14 protein-coding genes and 1 pseudogene are annotated in these 17,275 nt (G+C 40.7%); 14 read left to right on the plus strand and 1 reads right to left on the minus strand.

The annotated features are described in order from the left end of the window. Positions 1-72: 72 nt before the first annotated feature. From HMPREF1514_RS00365 to HMPREF1514_RS00425, 13 genes and pseudogenes are all read left to right on the plus strand, one after another. On the plus strand, positions 73-552 hold the full coding sequence (locus tag HMPREF1514_RS00365) for a V-type ATP synthase subunit K (RefSeq protein WP_003071156.1): 480 nt from the start codon (positions 73-75) through the stop codon (positions 550-552). Between the two features lie 55 nt (positions 553-607). Beyond that, positions 608-1,198: a hypothetical protein gene (locus tag HMPREF1514_RS00370; RefSeq protein ID WP_037596374.1), complete on the plus strand. Its 591-nt coding sequence runs from the start codon at positions 608-610 to the stop codon at positions 1,196-1,198. A gap of 11 nt (positions 1,199-1,209) precedes the next feature. Then, entirely contained in the window at positions 1,210-2,220 is a 1,011-nt protein-coding gene (locus HMPREF1514_RS00375) for a V-type ATPase subunit (protein ID WP_037596376.1), read from the plus strand. Next, positions 2,210-2,533, plus strand: coding sequence for a V-type ATP synthase subunit F (locus tag HMPREF1514_RS00380; RefSeq protein WP_006270371.1), 324 nt, complete (start codon positions 2,210-2,212; stop codon positions 2,531-2,533). The genes HMPREF1514_RS00375 and HMPREF1514_RS00380 overlap by 11 nt, the downstream gene beginning before the upstream one ends. 12 nt (positions 2,534-2,545) lie before the next feature. Next, on the plus strand, positions 2,546-4,336 hold the full coding sequence (locus tag HMPREF1514_RS00385; protein ID WP_037596378.1) for a V-type ATP synthase subunit A: 1,791 nt from the start codon (positions 2,546-2,548) through the stop codon (positions 4,334-4,336). Then, positions 4,323-5,714, plus strand: a complete 1,392-nt coding sequence (locus tag HMPREF1514_RS00390) for a V-type ATP synthase subunit B (protein ID WP_003071147.1) — start codon at positions 4,323-4,325, stop codon at positions 5,712-5,714. The genes HMPREF1514_RS00385 and HMPREF1514_RS00390 overlap by 14 nt, the downstream gene beginning before the upstream one ends. 12 nt (positions 5,715-5,726) lie before the next feature. Next, complete coding sequence (locus HMPREF1514_RS00395; protein ID WP_003077697.1) at positions 5,727-6,350, plus strand: V-type ATP synthase subunit D; 624 nt, start codon at positions 5,727-5,729, stop codon at positions 6,348-6,350. Positions 6,351-6,613: 263 nt separating this feature from the next. Next, a complete protein-coding gene (gene thrC, locus HMPREF1514_RS00400) occupies positions 6,614-8,098 on the plus strand; it encodes a threonine synthase (RefSeq protein WP_037596382.1) in 1,485 nt (494 codons plus the stop codon). 119 nt (positions 8,099-8,217) lie between these two features. After that, positions 8,218-9,495 carry an MATE family efflux transporter gene (locus tag HMPREF1514_RS00405; RefSeq protein ID WP_037596385.1) on the plus strand — a complete coding sequence of 426 codons (1,278 nt, stop codon included), beginning with the start codon at positions 8,218-8,220 and terminating at the stop codon, positions 9,493-9,495. Then, positions 9,492-10,103: an HAD-IA family hydrolase gene (locus HMPREF1514_RS00410; protein ID WP_037596387.1), complete on the plus strand. Its 612-nt coding sequence runs from the start codon at positions 9,492-9,494 to the stop codon at positions 10,101-10,103. Before HMPREF1514_RS00405 ends, HMPREF1514_RS00410 begins: the two co-directional genes overlap by 4 nt. Positions 10,104-10,504: 401 nt before the next feature. After that, positions 10,505-10,649, plus strand: a pseudogene (locus tag HMPREF1514_RS09785) (DUF1304 family protein); the annotation flags it as partial. 148 nt (positions 10,650-10,797) lie between these two features. Beyond that, on the plus strand, positions 10,798-11,076 hold the full coding sequence (locus HMPREF1514_RS00420) for a phasin family protein (RefSeq protein WP_037596389.1): 279 nt from the start codon (positions 10,798-10,800) through the stop codon (positions 11,074-11,076). Between the two features lie 109 nt (positions 11,077-11,185). Then, positions 11,186-12,763, plus strand: a complete 1,578-nt coding sequence (locus tag HMPREF1514_RS00425; RefSeq protein ID WP_037596392.1) for an ABC1 kinase family protein — start codon at positions 11,186-11,188, stop codon at positions 12,761-12,763. Positions 12,764-12,868: 105 nt separating this feature from the next. On the opposite strand, the gene HMPREF1514_RS00430 is transcribed toward HMPREF1514_RS00425, so the two are convergent. Further along, positions 12,869-13,492 (minus strand): TetR/AcrR family transcriptional regulator, encoded by a 624-nt coding sequence (locus HMPREF1514_RS00430; protein ID WP_022526405.1) that lies wholly within the window; start codon positions 13,490-13,492, stop codon positions 12,869-12,871. A gap of 265 nt (positions 13,493-13,757) precedes the next feature. Between HMPREF1514_RS00430 and HMPREF1514_RS00435 the strand changes: the two genes are divergently transcribed. Then, positions 13,758-17,275, plus strand: a 3,518-nt coding sequence (locus HMPREF1514_RS00435; protein ID WP_037596395.1) for a Spy0128 family protein, incomplete at its 3' end; no start/stop codon positions are given.

Below are 17,275 nucleotides of genomic sequence, written 5' to 3' on the forward strand. Positions count from 1 at the left end.
ACAGAATTTTATACCATTGACAATTAGAACAATCAAACAAATAGTATTTACTATTAGAAATGGAGTTTATTTATGCAAGCTTTTTCATCTTATTTTTCAACTTATGGCGGTGCCTTTTTCGCAGCACTAGGTGTGGTTCTGGCGATTTTTCTTAGTGGTATCGGTTCTGCGCGGAATGTCGGCTCGACCGGTCAGGCTGCAGCAGCGTTGTTAAAAGAACAGCCAGAGAAATTTGTTAGCGCTTTGATTTTGCAGCTATTGCCAGGTACGCAAGGTTTGTATGGTTTTGTTATTGGAATTTTAATTTTCTTTAAAGTTCAACCTGAAATGGCTCTCCAAACAGGCTTGGCACTCTTTTTTGCCGCACTTCCAATCGGAATTGTTGGTTATTATTCTGCTAAATATCAAGGAAATGTAGCGACAGCAGGCATGCAGATTTTGGCAAAACGTCCTGAAGACGTAATGAAAGGAGTAATCCTTGCTGCCATGGTCGAAACCTATGCTATCCTTGCCTTTGTTGTGTCTCTTTTAATGGTTTTGAATGTGAAATGAAAATGAGACAGTGTTTAGGGTCTTGAACCATCTGATTTCATAGAAGGAGGCAGATATGGGATTTGAATCTCAATTGAGGGATTCGGTTTTAGAGCAGGCGCATGAAAATGGGCGACAGTTAGTAGCTAATGCCCAAGAAACCCTTGATCGCGAAACTAAAGAACAAAAAGCACGGCTGAAACAAGAAAAAATGCAACAACGTGAGCAAGAAGTAAAAGTGCTAAAACGTCAAGTACAGCGTAAAGTGCAGCAACTTGAAAATGAAAAACGTCAATCTACTTTGGCGACCAAGCAACGGATTTTGAAAGAATTATTTGCAGGAGCTTATGAGCAGATGGCGACTTGGTCGCTCAAACAGGAACAGGCTTTTTTGGAGCAGATCTTAAAAAAGTATCCTCAAGAAGAGCTGGTTTTGACATTTGGTTCACGAACATTTGGTAAATATTCAGCCGTTCAATTAGAACAATTGTTAGAGCGTTATCCGCAAGTGAAATTAGCTTCTTCACCTGTGAGTGGAGAAGCGGGTTTTCTCCTTTCTCGGGGGAATGTTGACGATAACTACCTCTACCGTTATTTAGTGGATTCTTTATGGCAGGAGGAAAGCTATCGGCTCGCTCAGGCTATTTTCCAAGATAAAGAAGAGTAAGGAGACTGTTCATGAATGACAATACTTTCGCACAAGTTAATACGGAAATTAGTATTCATGAGAGTAGTTTCTTAAGTCCTGCGCAGTATGAGCAGTTGTTGCGAGCTTCAACTTCTGAAAGTCGATCAGCAGCTTTGGAAGGGACAGCATATAATCCGAATCATGAACAACTAACTGACTTAAATACAATTGAGAGATTTCTCATGAAGCATTTGTTTGCAGAGTATACATGGGCTTTTGAAGTCAGTCCAACATCTGCTTTGGTGGAGTTTTTCACGCTTAAATATACCTATCACAATCTTAAAGTGTTGCTTAAGCACAAGGCAACAGGCTTAAATTTAAAGCATCTGTTGATTCCTGTCGGGTCATATTCGTTAGACATGCTGGAACAGCTGATTACAATCTTTTCCACGGAATACTGTCCAAAATTGATGGTGGATGAAATAGAAGCAACTTGGGCAGAATATCAGGATTACCAAGATGTGCGTGTTCTAGAAATCGGAATGGATCTAGCTTATTTCGCGCACTTAAAAAGGTTGGAATCTGAATTTGAAGATGAGCGGCTTAAGCAGTTGGTACGGTTGACGATTGATTTTTACAATGCAACAACGGTGCAGCGTGCCATTCGTCACCAAAAACCGCATAGTTTTATGACACAACTCTTATCTGATGATGGGTCTTTGACAAGTGCAGAGTGGATTGAGTTAGCAGAAAAAGGGCAACTAACGGACTGGTTTTCTCAAGTAAACCCATTAGAATTTGATGCAGAATTGCGCTCTTATGAAGAAAAAATGCATTTGGAGAAGCTGACAAATCTTGAACTGGAATATTTAGCAGACTTGGTTCCGTTTAAACTCTTAGAGCAAGGACGATTTGAAACAAGTGGTCCACTTCCATTAGCTCGCTATTTATTGGGGAAAGAGCTAGAAGTGAAAAATCTTCGACTTATTTTGACCGGTTTGACAAATCAGCTTCCAGTAGAAAACATTAAAGAAAGGATGAGACCGATTTATGGCCAGTAAAACTTATAAAATTGGTGTGGTAGGAAATCGTGATGCCATTCTACCTTTTCGTCTAATTGGTTTTCAGACTTTTCCAGTCACAGGAGCAGCTGATGCTGTGAATGCTTTACGCCGACTGAGTCGAGAAGATTTTGCCATTATTTATTTGACAGAGGATGTGGCTGCAGAAATCCCTGAAACATTGGCTTACTATGATAAGCAAGTGCTGCCGGCGATTATTTTAATCCCGACTCATAAAGGAATAACGGGATTAGGACGGGGACGCATTCGTGAGAATGTAGAAAAAGCAGTCGGACAAAATATTTTAAATTAGAAGGAGCAAGACTTGAGTCAAGGAAAGATTATAAAAGTTTCAGGTCCTTTGGTGGTTGCTTCTGGAATGCAGGAAGCGAACATTCAGGATATTTGTCATGTAGGCAATTTGGGCTTGATTGGGGAGATCATCGAGATGCGTCAAGATGAGGCTTCTATTCAGGTATACGAAGAAACCTCTGGTCTTGGGCCAGGAGAACCAGTAGAAACAACAGGGAGTCCGTTATCGGTTGAGTTGGGGCCGGGGCTGATTTCGCAAATGTTTGATGGCATTCAACGTCCTTTGGCACGCTTTCAAACGGTGACACAGAGTGATTTTCTGGTACGTGGAGTTCAGCTGCCTAATCTGAATCGTGAGACTAAGTGGGACTTTGTACCTTGTCTAGCTGTCGGCGATGAAGTCCAAGCTGGAGATATTCTAGGCACCGTTCAAGAAACCGAGCTGGTAGTGCATCGTATTCTGGTACCAGTTGGTGTTAGTGGTCGGCTGACGGCTATTGAAGCTGGTAGCTTCACGGTCGAAGAAGCAGTCTATGAAGTTGAGCGTGCGGATGGTTCTGTCTTTGTCGGCAGTCTCATGCAGAGGTGGCCAGTCCGGAGAGGCCGTCCATTTGCTCAAAAGCTGATCCCAGAGGAACCTTTGGTGACGGGTCAACGCGTGATTGATACCTTTTTCCCAGTCACTAAGGGCGGGGCTGCTGCTGTTCCTGGCCCATTTGGAGCTGGCAAGACCGTTGTTCAGCATCAGGTTGCCAAATTTGCTAATGTGGACATCGTGATTTATGTTGGTTGTGGCGAGCGAGGCAATGAAATGACGGATGTCTTAAATGAATTTCCAGAGCTAATTGATCCAGTAACTGGTCAGTCAATTATGCAACGAACCGTTCTTATTGCGAACACGTCCAACATGCCAGTTGCGGCGCGTGAGGCTTCTATCTATACAGGAATTACAATTGCTGAGTACTTCCGAGATATGGGCTACTCTGTGGCCATTATGGCAGATTCGACCTCACGTTGGGCAGAAGCTCTGCGGGAAATGTCCGGGCGTTTGGAAGAAATGCCGGGCGATGAAGGCTATCCTGCCTATCTCGGCAGTCGGATTGCTGAATATTACGAACGAGCTGGTCGGGTGAAAACCTTAGGTAGTGACGAGCGCGAGGGAAGTATTACTGCAATTGGTGCGGTTTCCCCTCCAGGTGGAGATATTTCGGAGCCCGTCACGCAAAATACTCTACGGATTGTCAAGGTCTTCTGGGGATTGGACGCTCAGTTGGCACAACGTCGTCACTTTCCGGCTATCAACTGGCTTAGTTCTTACTCACTTTATCAAGATGAGGTAGGGCACTATATCAATCAGCATGAACAGTTGACTTGGTCAGAAAAGATAACCAAGGCAATGAACATTCTTCAAAAAGAGAGTGAACTACAAGAAATCGTACGGTTGGTTGGCCTGGATTCGCTGTCTGAAAAGGATCGTCTTACCATGAATACAGCAAAAATGATCCGTGAGGACTACCTGCAGCAGAATGCTTTTGACGAAGTGGATACCTACACTTCCTTTAAAAAACAAGTAGCTCTTCTTACTAATATCCTAACGTTTGATGAAGAAGCTAATCGTTCTTTGAATTTAGGGGCCTATTTTACTGAGATTATGAACGGTACTGTAGAGTTGAGAGATCAGATTGCCCGCTCTAAATTTATCCCAGAGGATCAGTTGGAAGCAATTCGCAGTTTGGATACCGCTATTCGGGAAAAACTGCATGATATTCTTGCCCAAGGAGGAGCAACCAATGAACGTGATTAAAGAATACCGTACCGTCAGTGAAGTTGTCGGCCCTTTGATGATTGTGGATCGAGTAGAAGGGGTGCATTTCAATGAATTAGTGGAAATCCAACTCCATGATGGAACGAAGCGTCAAGGGCAGGTCTTAGAAGTGCAAGAAGATAAGGCGATGGTGCAGCTGTTTGAAGGCTCTAGCGGAATCAATCTAGGGAAAACTAAGGTGCGTTTTACCGGTCATCCTCTTGAGTTGCCAGTATCAGAAGATATGGTCGGAAGGATTTTCAATGGGATGGGTAAGCCTATTGATGGTGGTCCAGATATTTTGCCTGAGAAATACCTGGACATTGACGGTCAAGCGATCAATCCAGTAGCAAGAGATTATCCTGATGAGTTCATTCAGACTGGGATTTCAGCTATTGATCACCTCAATACTTTGGTACGTGGTCAAAAACTGCCAGTCTTTTCTGGATCGGGCCTGCCTCATAAGGAATTGGCTGCTCAGATTGCTCGTCAAGCTACTGTGCTCAATTCAGAAGAAAATTTTGCAGTCGTTTTTGCGGCTATGGGGACGACCTTTGAAGAAGCCGAATTTTTTATGAATGACTTGCGGGAGACGGGGGCCATTGACCGCTCTATCCTCTTTATCAATCTAGCAAATGATCCTGCTATTGAGCGGATTGCGACACCACGAATTGCCTTGACGGCTGCCGAATACTTGGCTTATGAAAAGGACATGCACGTTCTCGTCATCATGACAGATATGACGAACTACTGTGAGGCCTTGCGAGAAGTATCCGCTGCTCGTCGAGAGGTGCCAGGACGCCGAGGCTATCCGGGGTATCTTTATACCAATCTATCCACTCTGTATGAGCGTGCGGGACGTTTGGTAGGGAAGAAAGGCTCGGTCACACAAATTCCAATTCTTACCATGCCTGAGGATGATATCACTCATCCCATTCCTGATTTGACTGGCTACATTACTGAAGGTCAGATTATCCTGTCGCGTGACCTTTACAATAGTGGTTATCGTCCGCCGATTAATGTGTTACCGTCCCTTTCACGTCTCAAGGACAAAGGATCTGGCGAAGGAAAGACTCGGGGAGACCACGCGGCAACGATGAATCAGCTTTTTGCGGCTTATGCACAAGGGAAACAGGCCAAAGAATTAGCAGTTGTACTAGGAGAGTCTGCATTATCTGATACGGATAAACTCTATGTACAATTTACTGAGCGATTCGAAAAAGAATATATCAATCAAGGATTTTATACCAATCGAACGATTGAAGAAAGCCTAGATTTAGGTTGGGAATTGTTGTCTATCTTGCCACGGACGGAGCTTAAGCGGATTAAGGATGATATGATCGACCAATATTTACCAGAAAGTAGGCGGCAAGCTTAAGGAGGTGAGCCGATGACTCGTTTGAATATCAAACCCACTCGAATGGAACTCAACAATCTAAAAGAGCGCCTGAAAACAGCTACTCGCGGTCATAAACTTCTCAAGGATAAGCGAGATGAACTGATGCGTCGTTTCATTGAAGCTGTTCGCGAAAATAATCGCCTTCGCCAAAAAGTTGAAGAAGCTCTCGTTGGTCATATGCAGGACTTTGTGTTGGCAAAAGCTTTGGAAAGCGACCTTATGGTGGAAGAAATTTTTGCTGTCCCTATGCGAGAAATCAATCTCCATATCGAACAGGAAAATATCATGAGCGTGCGAGTTCCTAAGATGCATGCCCATATTGCCAATCCTTACGGTGATGATGAGGGAGATGTGGTTTATAGCTACGTGGCATCCAACAGCCAGATGGATGAGACGATTGAAGATATGAGTAACCTATTGCCAGATCTTTTGCGCTTAGCAGAGATTGAAAAGAGCTGTCAGTTGATGGCGGATGAAATTGAAAAAACTCGCCGCCGGGTCAATGGCTTAGAGTATGCAACTATTCCAGATCTCATAGAAACCATTCATTATATCGAAATGAAGCTAGAAGAAGCTGAACGAGCTAGTCTAGTGAGAGTTATGAAAGTGAAATAATGTTGTGTAATAAGTCGGTAGTGGGATACTCGATATTTAAAATCACTGTCACTGACATTCAGTTCTATGGCTGACAACGATAATCAAAAAACAAAACGGACGATGCTTTGATGAGTTGACGTCTGTTTTTCTTTTCGATGATTAGACGTGCAAGCAAGAAGAAACCAAAAGTTTACGCACATTAGTATTTTCCATAGAAATGCGAGAATTTTCTGATAAGTCATGTTATAATAGAACAGACTACACGAAAGGGATAAAAATTTATGACTTTAGTTTATCAATCAACACGTGACGCAAACAATACAACGACAGCCAGCCGAGCTATTTTGCAGGGATTGGCAACAGATGGCGGTCTCTTTACTCCAATTTCTTATCCTCAGGTCGAGTTGGATTTTGCAAAACTAAAAGACGCTTCCTATCAAGAAGTAGCAAAATTAATTTTATCTGCTTTCTTAGATGATTTCACAGATCAAGAGCTAGATGATTGTATTGCCCATGCTTACGATAACAAGTTTGATACGCCGAACATTGCTCCCTTAATCAAGCTAGATGGTCAGTACAATTTAGAGCTTTTTCATGGTTCGACCATTGCTTTTAAGGATATGGCCTTGTCCATCCTTCCGCATTTACTGACGACTGCAGCGAAAAAGCATGGCTTGGAAAATAAAATTGTCATTCTGACGGCGACTTCTGGCGACACGGGTAAGGCAGCTATGGCAGGCTTTGCAGACGTTCCTGGGACCGAGATTATCGTCTTTTATCCGAAAGACGGTGTCAGCAAGGTTCAGGAGCTGCAAATGACGACTCAGACAGGGGACAATACTCATGTAGTGGCTATTGAAGGGAATTTTGATGATGCTCAGACCAATGTCAAGCAGATGTTTAATAACGCTGTGCTTCGCAAAAAACTAGCAGAACACAAGTCGCAATTTTCTTCCGCCAACTCCATGAATATCGGGCGCTTGGTGCCACAGATTGTTTATTATGTCTATGCCTATGCACAATTGGTCAAAACCGATCAGATTCGAGCTGGTGAAGCAGTCAATTTTTCTGTACCAACTGGAAACTTCGGTAATATCTTGGCAGCCTACTATGCTAAACAAATAGGTCTTCCAGTTGGCAAGTTAATCTGTGCTTCCAACGAAAATAATGTCTTGACAGATTTCTTTAAAACACATATCTATGATAAGAAGCGCTGTTTCAAGGTGACATCTAGCCCGTCTATGGACATTTTAGTTTCTTCAAATCTAGAGCGCTTGATTTTCCACCTGTTAGGAAATAATGCCGAAAAGACAGCAGAGTTGATGACCAATCTCAAAAAACATGGTCAGTATGAGTTGACCAACTTTGACTCAGAAATGCTAGCACTCTTTGCGGCTGAATATGCCACAGAAGTGGAGACCGCGGCTGAAATCAAACGGGTTTATGAAATATCTAACTATATTGAAGATCCGCATACAGCAGTAGCATCAGCCGTTTATCAAAAATATCGTACCAAAACAGGTGACGACACGAAGACAGTCGTTGTTTCAACTGCCAGTCCTTACAAATTCCCAGTTGTTGCAGTCGAAGCTGTGACTGGACAAACCGGACTGAGTGATTTTGAAGCTTTGGCTCAGTTACATGATCTTACTGGTGTGTCAATTCCAGCAGCCGTGGATGGCATAGAAACGGCTGAAGTCCGCCATAAAATGATTGTTGCTGCTGACCAGATGCAGGCGGCAGTAGAAAAGGATTTAGGGCTTTAACCATTTTCAACACTCAGAGGGGACTCACCTGAGTGTTTTCGGCTTGTAAAAGTATGTAAACAGTCTATTGCACGTCTCGTACAGCAAAGGGGATAATCAGAGCAGGAGTTTCATAATGCATGACTACTTATAAAAAGATTTTAAACATAGCTTTGCCAGCCATGGTAGAAAACTTTTTGCAGATGCTAATGGGAATGGTAGATTCGTATTTAGTAGCTAGTCTAGGTCTGGTGGCTATTTCAGGAGTTTCGGTTGCTGGCAATATGATTAGCATTTACCAGGCCATTTTTATTGCGCTAGGATCAGCGGTATCCAGTCTAATTTCTAAGAGTTTAGGAGAAGGAGACCGAGATAATCTAGCTTATCATACTAGTGAAGCCATTAAATTGACCCTGATGCTGAGTGGGTTTCTGGGACTTTTCTCGCTTGCTTTTGGACAGCAAATATTGGCTTGGTTGGGAACGGAGCCTGCAGTCGCTAATGCAGGTGGTCTCTATCTCGCTTTAATCGGAGGAACAATTGTTCTTTTGGGAATGATGACAAGTCTAGGGGCTTTGGTTCGAGCGACCAGCAATCTCCGCCTGCCTATGTATGTCAGCTTTTTTAGCAATCTACTTAATGTTCTTTTTTCCAGCATTGCAATTTTTATTTTCCACATGGGAATTGTTGGAGTGGCATTGGGAACCATTTTAGCTCGTCTGGTGGGCGTCTTCATTTTATGGAAAGAATTGTCGCTACCTTTGGCGCCTTGGAGTTGGAAGCTGGATTGGGAACTGCTGCGCTTATCTCTGCCAGCTGCTGGGGAACGATTGATGATGCGAGCTGGGGATGTTGTGATGATTGCTATTATTGTTAAATTCGGGACAGATGCCGTCGCAGGAAATGCTATTGGAGAGGTTCTGACCCAGTTTAACTACATGCCGAGCTTTGGTGTCGCTACTGCAACAGTCATGTTGGTAGCTCATGCAGTGGGACAAGCAGACCTTCAAGCAGTTAGGAGGCTGACAAAGCAGACGTACTGGTTATCTCTAAGCCTCATGTTACCGATAGCTCTGTTTCTTTTTGGGTTTGGGCAGCCGTTAACACAACTTTATACAGCTGACGGTGGTGCTGTTCAGGCTAGTTTGTCTGTTGTTCTGTTTTCACTTTTGGGAGTGCCTATGACAGCAGGAACAGTCATCTATACAGCTGTTTGGCAAGGGTTGGGCAATGCTAAGCTGCCTTTTTATGCCACGACGGTTGGTATGTGGCTCATTCGCATTGTAGCAGGCTATTTTCTGGGGGTAACGCTGGGCTTGGGCTTGCCTGGAGTTTGGACGGCTACTCTTTTGGACAATAGCTTTCGCTGGCTATTTTTACAAATACTCTACCAACGGAAAATGAGGGAGCGAACATGACAAGAGCTTTTATTTGGGATTTGGATGGAACATTACTAGATTCCTATGACGCTATTTTGGCGGGGATTGAAGAAACTTATACTCACTATGGATTGGATTTTGACCGAGAGGGCATCCATGCTTATATTTTGCGGCATTCTGTTCAAAAATTGCTAGAAAAAGTCGCAGTAAAAAAAGGCTTGAATGCAGAAGAGATGAATCAATTTAGAGGGCAAAGCTTGCAAGAGAAGAATGCTCAAATTGAGCTTATGGATGGTGCTAAGACAATCCTTGCTTGGGCGCAGGAAGCAGGTATTCAGCAGTTTGTTTATACCCACAAGGGGGAAAATGCCTACCAAGTTTTAGCTGATTTAGATATTTTGGATTATTTCACAGAAATTGTGACGACGGCTAATGGATTTGCAAGAAAACCTGATCCAGAAGGGGTGGATTATCTGGTGGAAAAATATCAGTTGAATAAAGAACTGACTTACTATATCGGTGACCGAATGCTAGATGTAGATGTTGCCTTTAACAGCGGTATTCAATCCATCAATTTCTGTGATTACCGACCAACGATCAATCAAAAAATCAATCAGTTAGTAGATATACAAAAGATAATCCGTTAAAGGGAAGCAAAATGGTTGCTTTTCTTTTTTTATAGTCCACAATTGACTTGTCAATAGTTGACGAATCACCAAAACTAAAAAGGAGAACTAGGGTTCCATTCATCACCTACTATATCAACTACATTCAACGGAACAGGCTATCACGCAATTCTTTGCGTAATGAGCTTAACGTGGCATTTTTGATGAATCATATTCCGTGTAATCAGGCAGCTGTGCAAGAAGTCTTGAAAATTGATCCCGCGCAGTATTGCCCCAGCATTTCAGGCTCTTAGAAGGGCATGGATATGTTCAACGAAGTCGCAATCCCAAAAATAAACGAGAGATTAGATGTAATGAATCTTGTAAAAAAGCAACTTTTACAGGATTCACCGAGTCCCCATGTAGGTGTCCAAAATGAAGGCAGTCCTCGTCTAGAAATTGTGACTCTTTGTGTTTGGTCTGTCATTGGTATCGCAGGATATGGTGCAGTAACAACTAATAAGAAAATCATCTTGATCCAAGGAGGTCGCTATTTTAGCCATTTTAAGTATTTTATTGTTTAAATAAGGCTAACATTAACCTTTATAAAAGTTTAAGTGAATCACTATTAACGTTTTGTGCTCTAAATGATTTATTACTTCATTTTTCTCTAGAATAAATAGCTCAAAAGCGCTATAATGAAGGTGGAAAGATTCTCATATATGGAGGTGTCAAGATGGACGAATTGAAAAAAGTTTTGCTGGCAGGGATTGGATTGACTTCCATGACCTATGATAAAGCTAGTGAATTTGTCAAAGAATTGATTGCCAAAGGTCGCTTAACGGTGGATGAAGGCAAGCAACTTCAGTCAGAATTAAAGCGCAAAGCAAAAGAACAAACCGCTGAAAGTCAAGTTGAACACATAGATAATGTATATGCAACCAAGCAAGATATTGAACGATTAGAAGACAAACTAGACCAATTATTTAAAGGGCTTTCGAAAACAGAAGAATAGTCTTCCATGATAACGCAGTCACAACTTTATAAAGACTGCGTTTTTTGCTAAACTAAAAGCAGGATTTGAAAGAAAAATTGACAATTATAAATAGAAGGAGGATAACTTTATGGCAAACAAACGCTTACGAGAGATTCTAACAGCCTTTAGTGCTGTTGGTTGGTCCAATCTGAGAGAACGAAGGAAGCCACTGGACGAGAAAAAAGCTCCTAAGCAATTGCGAGAAGCTTTTGAGCAACTAGGACCCAGTTTTGTAAAAATTGGTCAAATTTTGTCCACTCGCAGTGACTTATTGCCAGAAATCTATATCAAAGAGTTAAGCAAGTTACAAGATGACGTCAAACCTTTGGACAAAGAGACTGTCATGGTTGCGATTGAAGACGAATTAAAACGCCCAATTGAGAAACTTTTTTTAGACGTCTCGCAGGAACATTTAGCAAGTGCTTCCGTCGCACAAACTCACCGTGCTGTTTTGTTAAATGGCGATGAAGTTGTGCTGAAAATTCAGCGTCCGCATATTCAAGAGCAAATTACAGAAGACATTGCGCTCTTGATTCGCCTAGCTCGTCATTTTCCTAAGCATTTGCTGCCTATGGTGGATTTGCCAAAGATTCTGCAACAGTTACAGACCACTCTCTTGAACGAAATTGACTTTCGCAATGAAGCTAAGTACATGGACGAATTTGCTCGCTACAATCAAGAGATTCCTTGTGTTGGCGTGCCAAAAGTCTATCCAGACTTTACTACTCCACACTTAATTGTGGAAGAATACATTCCTGGCGTCCGCATCAATCAATATGCTGTTTTACAAGAAGCGGGTTACGATTTGGCAGATATTGGTCAGAAACTCATGTTGAGCTTTATCAAGCAGGTATTTAAAGATGGCTTTTTTCATGGTGATCCACATCCAGGTAATCTTTTAATCTATGAAGGAAAGATTTATTTTATTGATTTTGGGATTATGGGAGAATTGGAAACGGGTTTTCGTATGTCTCTAAACGACATGTTGTCTAGCTTTACGACACAGGACATTGACTCGATGACGCAGGCTATTCTGACCATTACGACGGCTAGTGAACCAATCAATAAATTACAACTAGAGCAAGATGTTGAACGTATGCTAACCAAATACGGCAATTTAGAGTTAGGCTCCTTGTCTATTACAAATATGTTTGAGGATGTGGTGGCGATTTGTAGGCGTCATCATTTACAAGTACCTTCTCAGATGGCAATTTTAGAAAAAGCCGCTTTGCAAATTGAAGGCCTTTTTCGCGAGTTAGCTCCTAACATCAATCTGATGACTTTAGCCAAGCAATATTTCCTCGAAAATATGAAATCAGACATCTTGCACCAGACTTTGAGTTACGATTCTTTCTTAATCGAACTGCTCTACTTGCTGCGGCATGGGAAAAGCATTCCAAGACGGCTCCACCAGCTAGTGGAGCAGGTGGTGAATGGTCGCTTGGTTGTTAATCATGACTTGATAGACTACAATCAACGATTTCGTCGTATCGAATCTTTGACCAATCGTCTTGTACTAAGCCTTGTCTTTCTGGCTTTATTATTGACAGGGGGCATGTTAACCTTCAATCCGGAGCTGTTGCTTTTAGCGAGAAGTCTTTTTGCTTTAGCAGGATTGGTGTTGATATGGATTTTTTATCTGATTATCCAGTCCACAAAAAAATAACATAAAAAGTGAGCGTGACAACTTACTTCTTCATCCGTTTTTCAAGCTCAGAAGAGCTATGGGAGATGAGACTATGAACTAAGAATTTTCAAGATTAGTTCGGTTTCACTCCCTTTCTTTATCTTCCAAACTGTTTGTAACGATCAGTTTGTCATTAGAGGAAGTTTGCTTGAAACAAACATAGTCTGTGAGAGGGAAATGAATCAACTTTAAAAAGGTTTCTGCAAATTGTTCAGGAGGGGTAGGTTCAGGTTGGGTAATCCAAATTTCGATAAAGATCAAAATTCCTCTAACAAGAACTTGAGCAGCCTTTTCTTTTGGAATGTTTAATGTTTGATAGTCAATCGTAATATGCTGTTCAATCCATTGTCCATAGGTATTTCGTAAAAATTCCCTCCAATATGGATCTGCTGCTGTTGTAAAAAGACAGCTGATTTGTTTTCGGTGGGTGTATAAGATAGGAATCACTACCTCTGCAAAAAAGACAAAAGGATCAGGATAAACTTTCTTATCATAAGTTTGAAAAATCATTCGAAATTCAGCATCAAGTTCTTTATGAATATAGTCTAGAATTTCATGATTTCCATTGAAATGACGTTTGTAAATGGCTTGTCTTGAAATTCCAGCCTTTTTGGCAATTTCTGCTAAAGAAAAATGCATTTTATTTGGATGTTCCATAGCAAGCTCAAAAAAAGCCTCTAGAATTTTTTCTCTCGTATTAAGTACCATCTTGCTCCCTCCTTATAAATATTCTAATTTAAAAAATATATGTAGTCTAGCAAAACCATCGAAAAAAGTTTACATTTTGTAAACCACCTGCGAGATATCCTGTTGTATATCAATGGGGTGTTTAAAACTTTACAGTTTGTCAAGAAATAGAACTAAAATATAGAGCATTTTGCTTGAAAGGACTATAAGGTAGTTGATATAATGGTATTAGTGGAGTTTTGTACTTTTGTACAAAGTCCTGAAAAACCAAAGAAAGGAAATCGTCATGATTAAAAAAGCGATGAATCTTGTTGGGGTTGCATTATTGCTGGCTTCAACAATCTTATCACCAGCTAGTGCTGTTGCTCAGACATTGTCGAATCAATCTTCTACAGTGACAACTCAGTCATCTCCGAAAACAGGAACGACTGAACAGCCAACGTCTCCTACTGAGTCAACGCAAAAGACAGCAGATACTAGTTCTAGTCAGGGGCAGCAGCCTGCTACTGAGAATAAAGCGGAAGCTAATTCAAATGAGCAGGAAAATAAGCCAAGCACCTCAAAAGAAGAAAGCTCTGATGCTAGTCAAGTAAAAGAAGATACATCTTCACAAAAAGCTAGTAAGGTAGAGGAAAAGAGTGAGACTCAGCCAGGAGCTCCACCGAGAAGTAAAAGAACACGGAGAGCCGCTCCTGCTGGTGCGTTGGATGTTAAACAAGTTGATGATGTCATTACTAATTTACAAATCAAGGATGCAAACGGGAATCCACTCAATCACTCCCTAAAAAAATGGGAAAACTTTAGAATTACAGGGGAATTTAAATTACCTGATAACGTAGTCAAAGCTGGTGATCATACAACAATCCAACTTCCGAATAAAATCACTTTTTGGGATGCCAAAGGCTTTGATTTAAAAGATAGCACCGGCCAAGTAGTAGCACATGCGACAGTGGACCCTCAAACGAAGACGATAACACTAAAATACACCGATTATGCACAAACACACTCTAGTGTAACAGGTAGTTTTTTCTTCTATGCTCGTGTGGACCACAGTGTTGTTAAAACTAAACAGAAGGTATCAGTAGAACTCACAATCAACAAAAGAGCAATTGCAGTTGGTGAAGTAGACTTTGAAGGTCTTCCACCAGCTGAAAAAACTGATATCACCAAGAGCGGATGGATTGATGAAGGTAAAGTTTTACACTATCAAATTCCAGTAAATCGTTCAGGAATATCAATCCCTAATGCTTCTGTATATGACCATCTTCCAAATAATAGCTTGCAGTATGTTCAAGGTACTCTTAAAATTGAAAAAGGGACATGGATACCAGATGGCGATAAGTGGGAATTTAAAAATCGAGTTGATGTAACTAGTCAGTTTAAATCCAAGATAACGTGGACAGAAACGAGTTTTAACTTGCAACTAGGGAATCTTTCCTCAACAGATGGATACTACATTACTTATGATGTTAAGGCTAATTATACTCCGGTGGATGGTGAAAAATTTGTAAATAATGCCAAGCTATACTCAAACGGCCAAGTGAAAAAAGAAGTTAGTTTCACTAATTCCTATTTTGAAGGTGGCGGACAAGCTGAAGGTTATGTTTATAATATTAAAATTCATAAAAAAGATGAGCAAGGAAAACCTCTTAAGGGAGCAGAATTCCAAGTTATTCGTGATAGAACAAAACAAGTAATTAAGACGGTTACGACTGATAATAATGGGAATGCAGAAATAACGGGGCTTTTAAAAGATACTTATACAATTAAAGAAACAAAAGCTCCAGAAGGATATCAATTATCTACTGAAGAAATCAAAGTCAAGCCAGAAGAGTTTGGAGCAACTAAGTCTGTAACAAAGGACATCATCAACAAGAAAAACGAAAAAGTTTCTGCTCAACTTCAGGTTAAGAAGGAATTGATCGGTCGCCAACTCAAAGATAAAGAATTTACATTTGAATTAAAAAGAAAATCAGATAAACATCTTGAAGATACAGTGAAGAATGATCGTGATGGTTTAGTGAAGTTTAAGGAGTTGACATTTACTGAAGTTGGAACTTACGAGTATATAATTTCTGAAAAACGTGAAGACCATCCAGAGCATGGTTTGTTCTACGATATCAGTGATATTGATGTAACAGTTACTGTCGGCAGAGATAATGAGGGCAAACTTGCTGTTACAAAGATTTCTTATAAAGAGCAAGGAAGTTCAACAGAGAAGAAGACATTTACGAACACTTATACTCCTGATAAGACGGAAACACGCCTATCGGTGAACAAGAAACTGACGGGTCGCAGTTTACGTGAGGGTGAATTCCAATTTGAATTGAAGAAAGAGGGAGAACTAACCCCGATTCAAACGAAATCAAATGGCGTTGATGGTAAGGTTCAATTTGATTCGATTGAATATACTAAAGCCGGAACCTACAATTATACGATTACTGAAAGAGCCGGTAATGTTCCAGGGGTTGTATATGAGCCAAATCTTATCTCGGCAACTGTAGTCGTCGAAGATAAGGGAGGAAAACTTGAAGTTACAAAGGTCACTTATTCGAAAGCTGGACTGGAGACGAAGGACCCAACCTTTATCAATCAATATACCCCAGGAAAAACTTTTGCTAAATTACAAGTAAATAAGATTTTAACTGGTCGAGATCTTCAAAATGGTGAATTTAAATTTGAATTAACTGGTACAGAAGATCATAAACATCAAGTGAAGACGAACGATGCAAATGGTAAAGTCGAGTTCGATCAGATTGAATATACTAAAGTAGGTGAATACCATTACACTATTAAAGAAAAAAACAATGGTCTAGGTGGTATCACTTATGATTCGAAAGAAATAAAAGTTACTGTCAAAGTTACAGATGACGGCAAAGGAAAACTGAATTCTGAAATTTTCTATGAAAATGATGATCAAACTTTCAAGAACACATACTCAGCTGCTAAAACAAATGTACAACTCTCCGTTAAGAAAGCATTGACTGGTCGCAAACTGAAAGCGCAAGAGTTTGAGTTTGATTTGGTTGATAATACTGAAGTTAGTCCAACTGTCGGTAAAATCTTGCAAACTGTTAAAAATAACGCCAATGGTGAGGTCAATTTCAAATCATTGGAATATACTAAAGCAGGAACTTATGAATATTTTATCCGAGAGAACAAAGGTTCTGCACCAGGAGTTACCTATGACCAAAAATTTATCACGGTAACAGTAGAAGTCAAGGAGAAATCCGGTAAACTTGAAGTTAGCAAAGTGACTTATATGACAGATGGAGAAGAAATTAAAAAACCAACTTTCAATAATCGCTATACTCCAGTTAAAACATCTGCTAAGTTAGAAGTGAAAAAGGTTTTAACAGGTCGTCCTCTTCAAGAAGGTGAATTTGAATTTGAACTCAAAGATCTACAACGAAATAAAAAGATTTTAGAAACTGTAAAAAATACGGCTGATGGTAAGGTTCAATTCAAAGAGCTTAAATATACTAAAGCAGGAATCTATCATTATACCATTAGTGAAAAAGCTGGTGATGTTCCAGGAGTTGAATATGAACCGAATCTTATCTCGGCAACTGTAACTGTCGAAGATAAGGGAGGAAAGCTTGAAGTTACAAAGATCACTTATTCGAAAGCTGGTGAGGAGACTAAAAACCCAACTTTTGAGAATCGCTATACTCCAGGAAAGACTTTCGCTCGATTAGAAGTGAACAAAGTTCTGACAGGTCGTCAGCTACAAAAAGACGAGTTTGAGTTTGAGTTGAAGGAAGATGGTAAACCAGATGTTCTTCAAACGGCTAAAAATGATGC

Source organism: Streptococcus sp. AS20 (assembly GCF_000524255.1).
In the GTDB taxonomy this organism is placed as follows: domain Bacteria; phylum Bacillota; class Bacilli; order Lactobacillales; family Streptococcaceae; genus Streptococcus; species Streptococcus constellatus.